The organism is Arthrobacter sp. MSA 4-2, assembly GCF_016405885.1.
Classification (GTDB): Bacteria; Actinomycetota; Actinomycetes; order Actinomycetales; family Micrococcaceae; genus Arthrobacter_D.
The window spans coordinates 1-15,682 of sequence record NZ_JAEKGC010000001.1 but is presented as its reverse complement, the minus strand read 5'-3'; the positions used below and the strand labels follow the sequence as shown (position 1 = coordinate 15,682).

Annotated in this window: 16 protein-coding genes; 12 read left to right on the top strand and 4 right to left on the bottom strand. The window is 67.8% G+C overall.

Annotated features, from left to right (window positions below; translation table 11 throughout):
- The first annotated feature begins 24 nt into the window (after window positions 1-24).
- From I6N91_RS00080 to I6N91_RS00065, 4 genes are read left to right on the top strand one after another with little or no spacing between them, the layout of a single operon-like run.
- On the top strand, window positions 25-264 hold the full coding sequence (locus I6N91_RS00080) for an acetyl-CoA carboxylase (RefSeq protein WP_120168750.1): 240 nt from the start codon (window positions 25-27) through the stop codon (window positions 262-264).
- The gene (locus I6N91_RS00075; RefSeq protein ID WP_198809897.1) at window positions 261-1,622 is read left to right on the top strand and encodes an acetyl-CoA carboxylase biotin carboxylase subunit; all 1,362 of its coding nucleotides are present in this window, start codon (window positions 261-263) and stop codon (window positions 1,620-1,622) included. Before I6N91_RS00080 ends, I6N91_RS00075 begins: the two co-directional genes overlap by 4 nt.
- Window positions 1,619-2,521 (top strand): allophanate hydrolase subunit 1, encoded by a 903-nt coding sequence (locus I6N91_RS00070; protein ID WP_198809896.1) that lies wholly within the window; start codon window positions 1,619-1,621, stop codon window positions 2,519-2,521. The genes I6N91_RS00075 and I6N91_RS00070 overlap by 4 nt, the downstream gene beginning before the upstream one ends.
- A complete protein-coding gene (locus tag I6N91_RS00065; protein ID WP_198809895.1) occupies window positions 2,511-3,482 on the top strand; it encodes a biotin-dependent carboxyltransferase family protein in 972 nt (323 codons plus the stop codon). The genes I6N91_RS00070 and I6N91_RS00065 overlap by 11 nt, the downstream gene beginning before the upstream one ends.
- Window positions 3,483-3,515: 33 nt before the next feature.
- Here the strand turns inward: I6N91_RS00065 and I6N91_RS00060 are convergent, their stop codons facing one another.
- Entirely contained in the window at window positions 3,516-4,580 is a 1,065-nt protein-coding gene (locus I6N91_RS00060; protein WP_198809894.1) for a LacI family DNA-binding transcriptional regulator, read from the bottom strand.
- 436 nt (window positions 4,581-5,016) lie between these two features.
- Here I6N91_RS00060 and I6N91_RS00055 point away from each other — a divergent pair, with 436 nt between their 5' ends.
- Genes I6N91_RS00055 through I6N91_RS00030 form a run of 6 tightly spaced genes read left to right on the top strand, consistent with a single transcriptional unit; the run spans window position 5,017 to window position 10,177 of the window.
- On the top strand, window positions 5,017-6,075 hold the full coding sequence (locus tag I6N91_RS00055) for an asparaginase (RefSeq protein ID WP_233091274.1): 1,059 nt from the start codon (window positions 5,017-5,019) through the stop codon (window positions 6,073-6,075).
- 3 nt (window positions 6,076-6,078) lie between these two features.
- On the top strand, window positions 6,079-6,963 hold the full coding sequence (locus I6N91_RS00050; RefSeq protein ID WP_133402892.1) for a polysaccharide deacetylase: 885 nt from the start codon (window positions 6,079-6,081) through the stop codon (window positions 6,961-6,963).
- A 2-nt stretch (window positions 6,964-6,965) separates the two neighbouring features.
- Window positions 6,966-8,360, top strand: coding sequence for an MFS transporter (locus I6N91_RS00045; RefSeq protein ID WP_198809893.1), 1,395 nt, complete (start codon window positions 6,966-6,968; stop codon window positions 8,358-8,360).
- Window positions 8,344-9,111: an SDR family NAD(P)-dependent oxidoreductase gene (locus tag I6N91_RS00040; RefSeq protein WP_133402890.1), complete on the top strand. Its 768-nt coding sequence runs from the start codon at window positions 8,344-8,346 to the stop codon at window positions 9,109-9,111. The genes I6N91_RS00045 and I6N91_RS00040 overlap by 17 nt, the downstream gene beginning before the upstream one ends.
- On the top strand, window positions 9,111-9,812 hold the full coding sequence (locus tag I6N91_RS00035) for an SDR family NAD(P)-dependent oxidoreductase (protein ID WP_198809892.1): 702 nt from the start codon (window positions 9,111-9,113) through the stop codon (window positions 9,810-9,812). Before I6N91_RS00040 ends, I6N91_RS00035 begins: the two co-directional genes overlap by 1 nt.
- Before the next feature lie 23 nt (window positions 9,813-9,835).
- Window positions 9,836-10,177 (top strand): hypothetical protein, encoded by a 342-nt coding sequence (locus I6N91_RS00030; RefSeq protein WP_198809891.1) that lies wholly within the window; start codon window positions 9,836-9,838, stop codon window positions 10,175-10,177.
- 38 nt (window positions 10,178-10,215) lie between these two features.
- On the opposite strand, the gene I6N91_RS00025 is transcribed toward I6N91_RS00030, so the two are convergent.
- Entirely contained in the window at window positions 10,216-11,781 is a 1,566-nt protein-coding gene (locus tag I6N91_RS00025; RefSeq protein ID WP_374058882.1) for an MFS transporter, read from the bottom strand.
- 618 nt (window positions 11,782-12,399) lie between these two features.
- Here I6N91_RS00025 and I6N91_RS00020 point away from each other — a divergent pair.
- A complete protein-coding gene (locus I6N91_RS00020) occupies window positions 12,400-13,278 on the top strand; it encodes a CPBP family intramembrane glutamic endopeptidase (protein ID WP_198809890.1) in 879 nt (292 codons plus the stop codon).
- 224 nt (window positions 13,279-13,502) lie between these two features.
- Here I6N91_RS00020 and I6N91_RS00015 read toward each other — a convergent pair whose 3' ends face one another.
- Complete coding sequence (locus I6N91_RS00015) at window positions 13,503-14,000, bottom strand: SRPBCC family protein (protein ID WP_198809889.1); 498 nt, start codon at window positions 13,998-14,000, stop codon at window positions 13,503-13,505.
- Window positions 13,997-14,338 carry a helix-turn-helix transcriptional regulator gene (locus I6N91_RS00010; protein WP_198809888.1) on the bottom strand — a complete coding sequence of 114 codons (342 nt, stop codon included), beginning with the start codon at window positions 14,336-14,338 and terminating at the stop codon, window positions 13,997-13,999. Before I6N91_RS00010 ends, I6N91_RS00015 begins: the two co-directional genes overlap by 4 nt.
- 241 nt (window positions 14,339-14,579) lie before the next feature.
- On the opposite strand from I6N91_RS00010, the gene I6N91_RS00005 reads away from it, so the two are divergent.
- Window positions 14,580-15,682 (top strand): DUF222 domain-containing protein (locus I6N91_RS00005; protein WP_198809887.1); only part of this gene is annotated, 1,103 nt, incomplete at its 3' end.

The following is a 15,682-nucleotide window of genomic DNA, read 5'->3' as shown; positions in this document are numbered from 1 at the left end:
TCCCCGCTTGGAAGGACGCGCACCATGGCTGACATCATTTCCCCACTCCCGGGCATTTTCTACCGCAAGCCCGCACCGGACAAGGAGCCCTTCGCCTCCGAGGGGGACCGCATCGAGGCCGGCCAGGCGATCGGAATGGTTGAGATCATGAAGCAGTTCTCCGAGGTCCGCAGCGAGGTCAGCGGCACCCTCGAACGCTTCGCCGTCGAAGACGCGGGAGCCGTGAACCCAGGGGACGTGATTGCGGTGGTGGCAGAACAATGACCTTCAAGAAACTCCTCGTCGCCAATAGAGGCGAGATCGCCGTGCGCATCATCCGCACCGCCCGGGAGCTGGACCTGCGCACCGTGCTGGCGGCCAGCGAGCCCGACGCCACCTCCTACGCCGCCGAACTGGCCGACGAAGTGGAGGTCATCGGCCCTGCCGCGGCCGGCAAGAGCTACCTCAACGTCGAGGCGGTCCTGAGCGCCGCCCGGTCCACGGGTTGCGAGGCCGTCCATCCCGGCTACGGCTTCCTCTCAGAGAACGCTGCGTTTGCCCGCGCCGTCGCCGACGCCGGAATGACCTGGATCGGCCCGGCCGCCGACGCTATCGAACTGATGGGCGACAAGTCACGGGCGCGCCAGGCAGCGGAGGATGCCGGCGTCCCCACCTTCCGCGGCAGCCACGGCAGCCTCTCCCCGGACGACGACGCCGCCGCCATCGCCGAAGAAGTCGGCTACCCGCTGGTGGTGAAGGCGTCGGCCGGCGGCGGCGGACGCGGAATCCGCCTGGTCACAGGCCCCGAGGAACTCGAGTCAACCCTGGGAATGGCCCGGGCGGAGGCCCTGGGCGCCTTCGGCGATGCGTCGGTGTACCTCGAGCAGTTCGTCTCCGCCGCCCGGCACGTCGAGGTGCAGATCCTTGGCGACGGCGAGCGCGTGATCCACCTTGGCGACCGCGACTGCTCCCTGCAGCGGCGCCAGCAGAAGGTCGTCGAGGAGGCACCCGCCCCGGGTCTGCCCGAAGCGGTGCGGACCAAAATCCTTGCCTCCTCCATCGAACTCGGGAAGCTGTGCTCCTACAGCGGCCTGGGCACGGTCGAATTCCTCTACGACCCGGAGTCGCACGAGGCCGCCTTCATTGAGATGAACACCCGGCTGCAGGTCGAGCACCCCGTCACCGAGATGATCACCGGCCTTGACCTCGTCCGCGAGCAGATCCTCGTGGCCCGCGACGGCAGGCTCCGCCTGACACAGCAGGACATCACGTTCACCGGGCACGCCTTCGAGTTCCGGGTAAACGCCGAGGACCCGGCGAACAACTTCCTGCCGAGTCCGGGCACGCTGTCGCGCCTCGACTGGCCCGGCGGCCCCGGCATCCGCGTGGACTCCGGCGTCGTCACCGGCTCCGTCGTCGCCCCGTTCTACGACTCGCTCCTTGCGAAGCTCATCGTATGGGATTCGCGCCGGGAGGAGACGATCGCCCGATCTCTGAGGGCTTTGGGCGAGCTTCGCATCGAGGGCGTGAAGACAACGCTCCCCCTGCTGCAGGCCGTGCTCTCCCGCAGCGAGGTGCGCGACGTCGCCCACTCAACCAAGTTCATCGAATCGACCCCCGACCTGCTGGGAGTGACCTCATGACCGACACCGCGGTCCAGCGGACCGACGCCCGCTACACCTGGGGCGGGGACGAGTTCCTCTTCGTCGAGATTGCCGAGGCGATGAGCCTTGCGGCGAACTACAAGGCGAACGCGATGGCGGCCCTCCTCACGGCGCGCGGCCTCACCGGCGTGAGTGACATCTGCCCGGCGAACGCGTCACTGCTTCTCCGCTTCAATCCGGACATCCTCCCCCCGGACCGGCTGGAGGCCGAAGTCCGCGGCGTTGAGGACGAGGTGGCACACTCGAGCCACCAGACGCTCGACACCCGCATCATCGAGGTGCCGGTCTGGTACGACGACCCCTACACCCGCGAGACCGGTGCCCGATTCCGCAAGGGCCACCAGAAGCCGGACGGCACCGACCTCGACTTCGCCGCCGAGGAGAACGGGCTGGACTCCCCCGCCGAGTTCATCCGACGCCACCACGAATCGCCCTGGCTCGTCTCGATGGTCGGATTCGTCGCGGGCTTGCCCTTCATGTTCCAGATCGTGCCGCAGAAGGATCAACTGGAGGTGCCCAAGTACCTGAGCCCGCGCACCGACACCCCGGCGCTGACGGTGGGCCACGGCGGCTGCTTCGCGTGCATCTACTCGGTGCGGGGGGCCGGCGGGTACCAGATGTTCGGCATTGCGGCGGCACCCATCTTCGACCCCGCCCAGCGGCTCGACGACTTCCGGGACTTTATGATCTTCTTCCGCCCCGGCGACATCGTGAAGTTCCGTCCCGTCGAGGAGGCGGAGTACCGCGACATTCAGGCGCAGGTCGACGCCGGCACCTACACCTACCGCCACGCACCGGTGGTCTTTGACCTCCAGCGCGCGCTCGATGACCCCGCCGCCTACAACTTGGACCTTTTGGAGCGCCTTCATGGCCATTAATATCCTCGAGCCCGGACTCGCGACGACGGTGCAGGACCAGGGAAGGCCCGGCTACTACAACGTCGGCATCCCCCAGGGCGGCGCGATGGACTCGTTGTCGGCCGAGATGGCCAACGCACTGGCCGGCAACTCCGCTGTCGAGGCGGTCCTTGAGTGCACCTACCTGGGGCCCAGGTTCACCACCGACGCCGACGCGGTGATCGCCGTCGCCGGCGCCCCCGTCGACGTCAAGGTCAACGGGGAGCCGCGCCCGCAGTGGTCCAGGCTTCAACTTTCCGCAGGCGATGAGGTCTCCTTCGGCATGCTGCGCGGCGGAACCCGGTATTACATAGGCGTGCAGGGCGGGATCGACGTTCCGGTGGTGCTGGGCAGCCGCTCAACCTACACCCTCGGGGCGGTTGGGGGTTTCGAGGGCAGGGCACTGAAGGCCGGAGACGTGCTGCCCGTCGGGCCGGCACTGGATGTCGGCACCGGAGGGGCGGAGAGAACCGAGCTGGAGGAGGCGCTGCGGCCATCCTTCGACAAGGAGGTCACCGTCCGGGTGCTGCCCGGACTCTACGACCACCGCCTCACCGAGGAAGGACTCGACACCCTCCTGAGCGCCACCTGGACCCTGACGCCGGTCGCGGACCGCACCGGGCTGAGGTACTCCGGGCCCGAGATCGCCTGGAAGCCGCGCACTCAGCCGTTCGGTGCGGGTTCCGATCCGTCGAACATCGTCGACGCCGGGTACGCGGTGGGTTCGATTCAGATCCCGGGCGGCAAGGAGCCGATCGTGCTGCACCGCGACGCCGTCTCCGGCGGCGGTTACGCAATGGTCGCCACGGTGATCAGTGCAGACATGGACCTGCTGGCCCGCAGCGCCCCGGGCACGAAAACCTTGTTCCGGGCCGTCACCCTCGAGGAGGCGCTGGCTGCACGGGCCGAGGGGCGGAAGGTGCGCTCGCAGATCTGGGGCTGAGCCGGTTTCCCGGGTCGGTGAGACCGCCCTGCCCTACCCGACGAGGGCGTCGCGGGAGGCCGCGGCGGCGACGCCGGCGCTGCTCTCCCGGATGAACAGCTCAGGCTTCAGGCGGAGTGATTCGACCTGCTCCCCGGCGATCACCCGGCGCAGCAGCTCAACGGCCCGGCGGCCGATCTCCAGCATCGGCGAGCGCACCGAGGACAGCGGAATGGGTAGCTGGGCGGCGAGTGAAGTGTCATTGAATCCGACGACGGCGATGTCCTGCCCCACAGTGAGCCCATGGGAGCGTATGGCCCCCATCGCACCGATCGCCGCGAAGTCGTTCACGGCGAAGACGGCGGTAGGTATTCCGCCCCGGCGGGCCAGGAGGGTTTCGGCGGCTTCACGGCCGCCCTCGGTGTCGAAACGGGACCAGACAATGTCGGCGTCCGAGATCCTCCCACCCAGGTCCAGCCACCGATCCCGGAAGCCTGAGGTGCGGTCGAGGGCCGTGCTGGCGAAGGGCTCGCCGGCGATCACCGCCACCGCCCGATGGCCCGTGTCCCACAGATGGTCGGCAACCAGCTCACCGCCGACGACGTCGTCGCACGTGGATGACGGAAATCCGGGATACCTGCGGCTCATCAGCACGAACGGAATAGATCGGGCCTGCAGTTCGTGAACCAGTTCGCTGCCGGCGTGGATGTCACCGAGGATCAGCCCGTCCACCCTGCGTGCCAGCATGATCTCGGCCTTGCGGCGTTGCTCCTCGGGGTTGTCGTGGGAGTTCATCACGAACGTGGAATACCGGGCCTCGGCCGCTGCCTCCTCGACCCCCTCGTACATGGTGGCCAGGACCAGGTCGGAGAGCCGTGGCACGATCACCCCAAAGGCCTTCGTCCGGCGGGTGCGCAGGCTTGCGGCGCCGGGATCAGGCGAGTAGCCGCGTTCCCGGGCCAGTTTGCGGACCCGCTCGGCGGTGGCCGACGACGCCGCTCCGCGGGCAATCTCCGAGGTCGAGTGAAGCACCCGCGACACGGTGGAGGGATGAATCCCGAGCTCGGCCGCGAGATCCTTGAGCGTTATCGGTTGTCGGCCTGTTCCCTCTGCGCGCATTCTGTTTCTCCCCCCTTGAATCCGATCTTTCAAGCATGAACCTATTGGAGACATTTCGGTTGACGAGACCCAGATCACATTTTAGGGTAATTTCCACGCTACCCAAACGATTGGGTAACTGCGGCGCAGGACCGGCAAACATCCAGGTGCCGGGCCGTTCCGCAGCCCCGACTGCCGTTCCGCCTCCGCCTCCGCCTTCCGCGTCTTAGCACCCATCACCGCCGTCGGCCCCGCTCCCAGGACCGCCGCCGACCGACCGATTCGGCACCCGCCGATCGCCGCTCCCGAGCTACCCCGCTCCCGAGTCTCCGTTCCTCCGTCCCTGCCAGCGGCTCACTGCACACAGTGCACCGCGGACAGCTCACCGCAACGGATGCCAGCACCCGAACTCCGGCACCCTCCTCACCACCGCCATCACCGGAAACCCGGAGGTGAAATGAGCACCCCCCATTCGCCCCATGTGGCGCTGCTGGCCACCGGCGGCACCATCGCCTCGCGCAGCTCGGACGCCGCCGGCGGTGCTGCCCTGGCAGCGGACACCGGGAACGCGCTGCTCTCCAGCGCCGGAAACGGCACCGTCCCCGTGCGGGTGGTCGACGTCATGACGAAGGGCTCCTACCTGCTGACCTTCTCCGACCTGATCACCATCTGCACCGCCATTGAAGACACCCTTTCGGACCCCTCCGTGCTCGGCATCGTCGTGACCCACGGAACCGACACCACCGAGGAGACCGCCTACCTCGCGCATCTCGTACAGGATGACCCGCGGGCCGTTGTCTTCACCGGGGCACAGCACACGGCGGACCATGACCACCCGGACGGCCCGGGCAATCTGCGCGGCGCCCTCGCAGTCGCTTCCTCGCCCGCCGCCGTCGGGCAGGGCGTGCTCGTGGCTTTCGCAGGGAACGTTTTCCGGGCCGCCGGGGTCCGGAAGGCCCACACGGTGAATGCCCACGCCTTCAGCACCCCCGACCTCGAGCCGGTGGGCACCGTAAGCGAGGCTGGGCAGGTCGAGCTGCGGCCCGCCCCGCCTGTCTACAAGCCGCTCCCCCTGCCGCCGGTGGACACAGACCCCGCTCGGGTCGACATCGTCGCCTCCCACCCCGACGCGGACGCCACCCTCCTGCGGGCGGCCCTCGCGGCCGGCGCGCGGGGGATCGTGCTGCAGGGAACCGGGAACGGCAATGCGAACCCCGCCATCTGTGCGGCCGTGGCGGACGCCACGGCGGCCGGCGTCGTGGTCGTCGTCAGTACACGCGTCCATGCCGGGCCGATCATGCAGGTCTACGGGGGCGGAGGTGGCAGGGACCTCCACGCCGCGGGTGCAATCCCTTCGGGGATGCTGCGCCCGTCGCAGGCCCGGATCCTGCTCCAACTGCTCCTCACGCTCGGCATGCCGCCATCCCGGATCGCCGAGCAGTTCTCCCGGCGCGGAACCCTCGTGCCGCATGCAGCAGCTGTCCGTCCCCCGTTATCCACTCCGTCGAAAGGCTGACCCATGACCAAGAACATCCAACTCGCATTCGGTGTGGACGTCGACGCCGTCGCCGGCATGCTCGGATCCTACGGGGGCGAGGACTCGCCCTGTGACATCTCCCGGGGGCTTTTCAGCGGCGAGGTCGGCGGGCCGAGGCTTGTGCGGCTCTTCGAGAAACACAGCCTTCCCTCCACCTGGTTCATGCCCGGCCATTCAATCGAGACTTTCCCCGAGCTGACCCAGATGGTCGTCGACGCGGGCTCCGAGATCGGCGTCCACGGCTACTCCCACGAAAACCCGATCGCCATGACCCGCGAGCAGGAGACGGCGATCCTCGACCGCTCAATCGAACTGATCGAGAAGGTCTCCGGGCGCCGGCCCACCGGCTATGTCGCCCCCTGGTGGGAGTTCTCCCCGGTCACGAACGAGATCCTGCTGGACCGGGGCATCAAGTACGACCACTCCCTGATGCACAACGACTTCGAGCCCTATTACATCCGCGTCGGCGACAGCTGGAAGAAGATCGACTACGGCCAGCCCGCCGACACCTGGATGGAGCCCCTCGTACGGGGGAAGGAGACGGACCTCGTCGAGATTCCGGCCAACTGGTACCTCGACGACCTCCCGCCGATGATGTTCATCAAGGCCGCGCCCAACTCCCACGGGTTCGTCAACCCCCGCCACCTCGAGGAGATGTGGCGCGACCAGTTCGACTGGGTCTACGCCGAAATGGACGAGGCGGTCTTCACCATGACCATCCACCCCGACGTCTCGGGCCGCCCCCAGGTCCTGCTCATGCTCGAGCGCCTCATCCAGCACTTCAACTCCCACGAGGGAGTCAGCTGGCACACCTTCGACGAAATCGCCGATTCATTCCTCGCCCGGAGCCCCCGAAAGGAAAGCTAGAAATGTCCACCCAAGAGGCAGGCGTCGACCTCTCGACGCCCACGGGAGACGAAAAGCGCCGTTTCCCGGCATTCACCAAGAAGCAGACGACGACGGCAACCGTCCTCGCCCTCCTCGCCTGGACCGTTGCGGTCTTCGACTACGGCCTGTTCGGCACCCTCCTGCCCGCCATGCAGGATGAGTTCGGCTGGACCGCGCCTGAGGCCTACGCCATCAACACCTGGATCGCCGTCGGTACGGCGATCGTCTGCTTCGGGATCGGCCCGGTCATCGACCGGCTCGGGCGGCGCAAGGGCATGATGGTCACCGTCGGCGGCACCGCCGTCGTCTCCGGCCTCACCGCCGCGATCCCCACCGGGCTCGGCTTCCTGAGCAACGGCCTGCTCATCTTCGTCCGATCCTTCGGCGGCCTCGGCTTCTCCGAACAGGCGGTCAACGCCACGTACATGAACGAGGTGTACCAGGTCACCGAGGATGAAAAGAAACACAAGCGCCCCGGCTTCCACTACTCGTTCATCCAGGGCGGCTGGCCGCTGGGCTTCCTCCTCGCGAGCGCCCTGGCCCTCGTCTTCCTTCCAATCTTCGGCTGGCGCGCCCTCTACCTGATGGCCACTATCCCGGCCTTCATCATCGTGTTCCTCATCTCGAAGAAGCTCAAGGAAACCCCGCAGTTCGAGCTGCACCACCGCCTGACCGAGCTTGAGAAGTCGGGCAAGACCGAGGAGGCGCATGCCCTGGCCCGCAGCTTCGGCGTCGAGCACTCCTCGACCTCTCCCCTGAAGCGCATCTGGGAACCTGAGCTGCGCCGGAACACCATCGTCTTCTCGCTCGCCTGGATCCTCAACTTCTTCGGCATCGCGATCTTCAGCGTCCTGGGCACCTCGGTGCTGGCAAATGCCAAGGGCGTCGAGCTGTCGACGGCGTTCTGGCTGCTGATCGTCATCAACCTGCTCGCCTACTTCGGCTACGTGTTCCATGGCTGGATCGGTGACAAGATCGGACGGAAGCGCACCATCATCGGCGGCTGGATCATCTCCGGGCTGTCGTTCGCCGTCATGCTGAGCCCGCTGGTGGAGAGCTCGTTCCTGATCATCCTGACCTACGGCACGGGCCTGTTCTTCCTGGTCGGCCCCTACGCCGCCATCCAGTACTACATGGCCGAGTGCTACCCCGTCAGCTGCCGGGCCACCGGCCTCGCCTTCATCGGGGCGATGAGCCAGCCCGGCACCATCATCGGCGGCGCGTTGTTCACCATCGTGGCCACGGCCGCCGGCACCGGCGCCGCCGCGCTGTGGGTCGGCGCCGTGGGCACCCTGCTGTCGGGCTTCATGATGATGGGCGCCAAGCACGTCGACGCGGTCATGCGGGAGGAGTCACCCCATGACATCCCAGCCTGAGGTAGCGATTATCACGGGCGCGGCGAGCGGCATCGGCCGCGCCCTGGCGGTCAGTTACGCGCAGCGCGGCGTGGTGTCGATCATCGGCACCTTCCCCGGGGATCCGCACGACCCCGAGCAGACCCTCGACGCGGTGAAGCACGCGGGCGGCATGGGAATCATCCACGAGGTCGACGTCCGCTCCACCGAGTCGGTCGATGCGTTCGCGGAGCGGGCCCTCGCCGAGTACGGAAGGCTCGACTACGCCATCGCCAACGCGGGCATCCTGCGCAACGCGCCCCTGAACGAGCTCTCCGACGAGAAGTGGGACGACATGCTCAACGTCGACCTCACCGGGGTGCTGCGCACCCTGCGGGCCGGCTCGCAGCGGATGAACGACGGCGGCGCCCTGGTGGCGGTGTCCTCGATCGCCGGCGGCGTCTACGGGTGGGAGGAACACGCCCACTACGCCGCCGCGAAGGCCGGCGTGCTGGGGCTGGTGCGCAGCGTCGCCGTCGAACTCGGACCCCGAAGGATCCGCGCCAACGCGGTGATTCCGGGGCTGATCGAGACACCGCAGTCGCTCGACCCGGTCAACTCGCTGGGCCCCGAGGGGCTGGAGCGGGCGGGCAAGGACATCCCCTGGGGTCGGGTGGGCCGGCCGGAGGAGGTGGCAAGCGTCATCAGCTTCCTCACCTCGGAGGCGGCCGTGTACATCACGGGGCAGGCGCTCGTCGTCGACGGCGGACTGACCGTGAAGATGAGGGCCTGATGATCGAGGGCCGCGGGGTCGTCGTCACCGGCGGTGGCAGCGGGATCGGGGCCGCCATCGCCGAGGCGTTCCGGGCCGGGGGCGCCCGGGTGGCGGTGCTCGACCGGAACGCGTCGGCGGAAGGCACCATCGCCGTCGACGTGGCCGACGAGCACAGCGTCGCCCGGGCGTTCGCCACGGCCCGGGAGGACCTGGGGCAGGTGGACGTCCTGGTGAACAGCGCCGGGCTGCTCACCGAGTCGCCGCTGCAGGACATGGGCCTCGACCAGTGGAACGAGACCCTCGCCGTCGACCTGACGGGCGTCTTCCTGTGCTGCCGGGAGGTGGTGGCGGAGATGCGGGACCGGAAGTGGGGGCGCATCATCAATATCGCCTCCCAGCTGGGGATCAAAGGAGGAACCGGGCTGAGCCACTACAGTGCCGCGAAGGCCGGCGTGATCGGCATGACCAAGTCCCTTGCCCTTGAGGTGTCCGGGGACAACGTGCTGGTGAACTGCATCGCGCCCGGTCCGATCGAGACTCCCCTGGTCGACGGGATTTCGGAGGAGTGGAAGGCCGCCAAACGGAAGGAGCTGCCGCTGGGCCGGTTCGGCACGCCGGAGGAGGTGGCGCCCACAGCGCTGCTGCTGGCGAGCGACCCGGGCGGAAACCTCTTCGTGGGGCAGACCCTCGGGCCCAACTCGGGCGACGTCATGCCGTGAAGCTCCCGGGAAAGGGCTGAACCATGTGTGGAGCGTGCGGCCGGACCGTCGCCACCGACGACGTCGTCGGACCGGTGCGCACCCTGCGTCAGCACCTCCTGATCGCCTCGGCCGTCAACGGCCTCTGCGCCGGACTGCCGGGGGTTTCTCGCGTGCAGGTCGCCGGGGACTCCTGGCAGGTCCGGGGCGTCACCGGGGCCGTCACCCGGTGCGACACCGTCATGGAACTGTGGGCCGCCGTCGCCGCCGCGTGTCCCGCGGCAGCGTTTGCTCGACTGGCCGCGCGCCTGGCGGCGGAGCGGGCGGCGGCCGAGGGACTGACGCGCCGGGTGATCGACGTCGGGCTCCTGCGGTTCTCTCCCTGACCCGCGCCCAGACACCCACACCGGACGCCGGGCTTGTCCTATGCCTCCAGGTCCACCGATTCCCGGGCCGGCTCCATGTCGACGGTGCGCCGCAGCGGCCGCTCCTTGATGAAGAGCACGCAGACCAGGGCGAGGACGGCGAAGCCGGCCGTGATCAGGAAGATCAGAGCGGTGCTGTCGCCGTAGGCGGCCCGGATGATCTCGGCCACCGGCTCCGGCAGGTTCACCAGGTCGAGGCTTCCGCCGGCCGCACCTGAGGGGTCCGCGGGCACTCCCGCCGCGGCGAGGCCCTCGGTGGTCCGGTTGCTGACCTGCGTGCCGAGGATGGCACCGAGCACAGCGACCCCGGCCGCACCGCCGATGGACCGGAAGAACGCGACGGAGGCGCTCGCGGAGCCGACATTCTTCAGCGCCACGGTGTTCTGCACGGCCAGGACGAGGTTCTGGAGCATCAGGCCAAGGCCCATGCCGAAGAGGAAGGTGTAGACGCCAACGAGCCGGAGGTCGGTGAGGTGGTCGATGGTTCCGGAAAGGCCGAGTCCGGCGATGAGGAAGACGGCTCCAAGGATCAGGAACCGCTTCCACTTGCCGAAGCGGGACACGAGCTGTCCCGCGCCGACCGAGCCGATGAGGTTGCCGGCGATCATGGGCAGGGTGAGCAGGCCGGCCTCGGTGGGCGTCGCGCCGCGTGCCACCTGGTAGTACTGGCCGAGGTAGGTCGAGGACGCGAAGAGTGCGATCCCGACGGCGATGGAGGCGAGGATGGCAAGCGCCGTCGTGCGTTCGGAGATGATTTTCAGCGGGATGATGGGCTCGGCCACCCGGGTCTCAACGAGGAGCAGGAGCCCGAGCAGGACGACGCTGCCGCCGACCATCGCGGCGCTCTCCCAGGAGAACCACCCGTAGTATCCGGCCTTGCCGGCGAAGGACACCCAGATCAGCGCGAGGCTCACGCCTGCGGTGAGGAGGATCGAGCCGACCCAGTCGATGCTGACCTTGCGGCGGATGTGGGGAAGCTTGAGGGTGAACTGCAGCAGGATCAAGGCGACGACGGCGAGCGGGACGCAGACGAAGAAGGTCCAGCGCCAGCCCAGCGGCGAGTCGACGATGAAGCCGCCGAGCAGCGGTCCGCCGGCCGTGGCGACGGCCATGACGCCGCCGAGGTAGCCCGAGTACCGGCCGCGTTCGCGCGGCGGGATGATGGTGCCGATGACGGCCATCGCCAGTGCCGTGAGGCCGCCCATGGCGATGCCCTGGATGACTCGAGCCGTCAGGAGCACCGGAATGGTGGAGGCGAGGCCCGCCAGCACCGAGCCCGCGACGAAGATGACGATGCTGAGCTGCACCATGAGCTTCTTGTCGAACAGGTCGGCGAACTTACCCCAGATGGGGGTGGTGGCGGCGTTGGCCAGGAGCGCTGCCGTGATCACCCAGGCGAAGTCGGTCTGAGAGCCGTTGAGGTCGGCCATGATCGTGGGCAGGGCGTTGGCAACGATGGTGCTGCTGAGGATCGCCGTAAACAGTGCCGCGAGCAGTCCGGTGAGGGCCTGCAGGATCTGCGCATGCGACATCGAGGGTGGCTGGGCGGTTGCGGGCTCGACCATCGGGGGTTCTTCTCCCGAGCCGGCTGTTGGATTTGTCTGTGAAGGTGTCGTTGAACGTGCCGTTGAGTGTGCCATTGTGCTTCCGGTGTTTCCGACAGGGGTCGGTGATGGCTGGCGGTCGTCATTGCCCGTCGAGGGATAGTGCAGCTCCGGGTTCCTGCAGTCAGGGTTCCTGCAGTCAGGTTCCTGCAGCTGGAGTTCCGGAGCTTGGGGTGATTCGTAGCCGAGGTCATGGATGGATGAGGGACCCGGATGAAGCCACTGGAGCCGGAAGGGATGCCTCGATGTCCGGCCCACCCGGGGGAAATGCTGTGATGGCGCTTCCCGCCGCGCTTCGGGAACACCGGCGGCCGGGGCCCTCGGTCCGGTTCGGGATTCACTTCGTTGCTTACAGTAACTATAAACCCGACGCCGGAACCGGTCAACAGTCGCTCTGGCCCAGCAGGGCGCCCGGACCTCGAAGAAAAGGGTCGAGTCAGGGGTGGGCAGACCGTTTTCCGGGCCCCGGAGGTGAAAGTACCCTTGATGCCAAGGTTCGCCGGTGGGCAGGCACACTACGGCTGGGGCCGCCTCGTGCAGGGTGGCGCTGCCTGCTCCGCTCTTGGATGGAGTGCCGTTATGACCGAGAAAATTCGACGCCATCCCATCGCCGCACTGCTCGTGTGGTTCTTCACCGTGGGGCAGCTTCTTGCCTTCCTCCCGCGCATCGCCGAATCGCAGGGATTGGAACTCTCCGTGCCTCTCTTTGTCACGGCGAGCAACCTCATCGGGCTCCTGCTGCCCGCACTTGTCCTCACCTGGCTGTGCAACGGGCGCACAGGACTTCGGGCCCTCCGCGACCGCATCCTCACGTGGCGGCGGAACCCTTGGTGGTATCTCTTCGCCGTCGTCGTGGTGCCGCTGGGAGGGCTCGTTCTCGCGCTCCTTCTTGCGGACCCGCCAACTGCGTCCAGACCGGTCATGACGGCGGCCCTGCTGCAGGGCCTGGTGCTGCAGACAGCGCTTGGGCTCATCACCAGCAACCTCTGGGAAGAGGTGGCGTGGACGGGTTTTGTGCAGGTGCGGCTGCAGCAGCGGCACGGCGCACTGCGTGCGGCGCTCATGACGGCGCCCCTCTTCGCGCTGCAGCATGCCGCACTCGTCGCGGGAGGGTCATTCGCGGCGACGATCATCCTGCTGCTGGTGCTCACCCTGCTCGCGATCCCCTTTCGGGCGGTGACGGGCTGGCTCTACAACCGCACCTCGAGCCTGCTCCTCGTTGGGCTTTTCCATGCTGCGGGGAACGCCGTGGCGGTCCGGGAGTGGCCCGGGGACGGAATGCTTCCGCTGCTCTACCCCGGGGAGAACTTCGGACCGGTCCATCTTCTGGTGTCCGCCGTCGTCGGTGTCATCGTGATCGCCGCGACCCGGGGACGGCTGGGCGAGGGTCCACGCCGTTCCGGGGGCGCAGCGGCCACAGATGCAGTCGCGCCGGGCAGGGCCGGCGGGCGGGACTAGCCGATGGAGCTGAATCTTGTGGAAGCAGGAGGGGGCCGAGACGCTGCATCAATTCCAACAGCAGCACGTCGGCGACGCGTCACGGTTCCGTGCCGTCGTCGGGCCGGGCAGTGTCACTGACTATCAGCCGGGGATCAGGCGGACGCTCGCTTGGTACCGCACCACGCCGCGTCGGGGCCTCCTCCCGTCCGGAAGCTGACGGAAGCAGGCCCCGATCCGCGCGCCTACTTGCTGTCGGCGTGTTCCTGGAGGCGGGCAAGGATCTTGTCGAGGCGGTTGTTGCCCTCGACGACGCCGCCCTCCATACCGTTTTCAATCATTGCGTCGCGGGCCTCCATCGTCGGGTAGACGGCGTGGGCTACGGCGCGGGTCCGACCTCCCTCGAGCTCTTCGAAGGTCACGCTTTCGATGCTGACGTAGCCGGGGGCGCCGAGGAACTCGAAGGTCTGGATGATCCGCTCCGGAGGGGTTGCTGAATGGAAGACGCCGCGGAACCCATACCCCGTGCCGTCGGTGTCCCGGTGCACGAAGGACCACGATCCGCCGTCCCGCACGTCGTACTCTCCGAGTTCCATGGTGAGTCGGTCCGGGCCGAGCCACTGCACCACCAGTTCGGGGTCGCTGTAGGCGCGGTACACGAGGTCGCGCGGGGCGTCATACTCGCGGACGATGTCGATGAACGGCAGGTCCGGAACTGCAGTGATCACTGTTGCGTTGCTCATGATTCCTTCTCCTTGAGTGTGTCGAGCACTGTGTCGAGGCTGCGGAACTGTCGCTCGACGGTGAGCCGGTGAGTGTCGATCCAACTGGTCAATGCCTCCAGCGCAGCCGGATCAAGGTGGCAGGGACGTCGTTGTCCCTCCCGGGTGCGGGTGATCAACCCGGACTGCTCAAGCACCTGGATGTGCTTTGAGACGGCCTGCTTGGTGATTGGGAACGGTTCAGCCAGTTCGTTGACCGTCGCGGGTCCCCGGGACAATCGGGCGATGAGGGCCCGGCGTACGGGATCTGCGAGGGCGGCGAATGCCGAGTTGAGCTGCTCCTCTGATCCTTGCTTCATTCTCTACCTGTCAGTTGATCAACCAATCGGTTGATAATCCAAATGTAGACCTGCCACCTGGAAGGGTCAAGGGGTTTCGCCCTGTTTTTCCCTGGCCATGGCATTCTGCCGGGGGTCCAAAGGTGCGCCCTCGCAGCAGCTCCAGAAGCGCCCCCGCCCGTGGATATCCTCGGGCCCGACTGTTCCTCCACAATGGCCTTTTTCGAGCGGAAATAGAACACTCGTTCGATAGAATGGGGGTATGGCAACGGCGCCGATCGAGGAGCACGCGGGCACCGGAGATTTCTTCTCCGGCACCGGGGAGTTTCCCTCGGGCGCCGGGGCTTTTCTCTCCGCGGCGCACGCCGAGCTACTCGAATTTGCCGCCGACTTCTCTGGACGCTTCATGCTGCTGGCACGCCATGAGGTCGCAGAGACTGTGGCCCACATTGAGGAACTATCAAAGGTCGTCGACCACCTGCAGATCCTGGGCGCCCATGCCGCCGAGCAGCACGGCCTCGCCGATCCAGGGGAAGGCCAGTGGCCCGCCGCGGAACCGGCTGGCGGCGGCACGCGCACCGAGTTTAGGGATACCGCAGACTATCTCCGGGGACGGGTTGGCATCAGCCGCAGCGAGGCGACCCGGCGGCTCCGGCTGGCCGCGGCCATCCTGCCGCCGGTGCCCGCGGGCGGGCTGGAGGCGCCGGCGCCGCTGGAGGTCTTGGGTGGGGCATGTGGCCAAGGGAGGGTCAGTGGGCGGGCCGCGTCCCTGATCCGCGATGCCATCGACAGGGTGCGGCCCATCGCCGCACCGCCGGACCTCGACGCGATGGAGCGCCACCTCACCGAGCAGGCGGTGCAAAGCGACGAGGACATTCTGCGCGCGGTGACCCGGCGGTGGGAGAGCGTCCTGGATCAGGACGGGCAGGAGCCGTCGGAGAAGCTGCTGCGGGCCCGCCAGGGAGTGTTCCTGCGCGGGCGCCGGAACGGGCTTCATTATCTTGAGATCGGGGCCACGGACGAGCAGTTCGAACACCTCGCCACGGTGATGAACACCGCAACCAACCCCCGCCTCCCCGGCCCCGCCGAGGGCTCCGGCAACGGAACGCCTGAGGTTTCCGTAGAGCCCAGCACGCCGGACGGCCGCGGGACGGACGACCAGACCGAACTCGGCGATCCGGAATGCGGTGGCGATTCCACATCCAGCCAAGGAGATCGGCCCACCCGGGCGCAGCAACTTTTGGACGGCCTGGTGGGTGCCTGCCGGATCGCCCTGGCCGGCGACGGGCTGCCCGCCGCCGGCGGACACCGCCCCCAGGTCATGGTCACCATCGACTACCGGACCCTGACCGGTCAACTCGACCA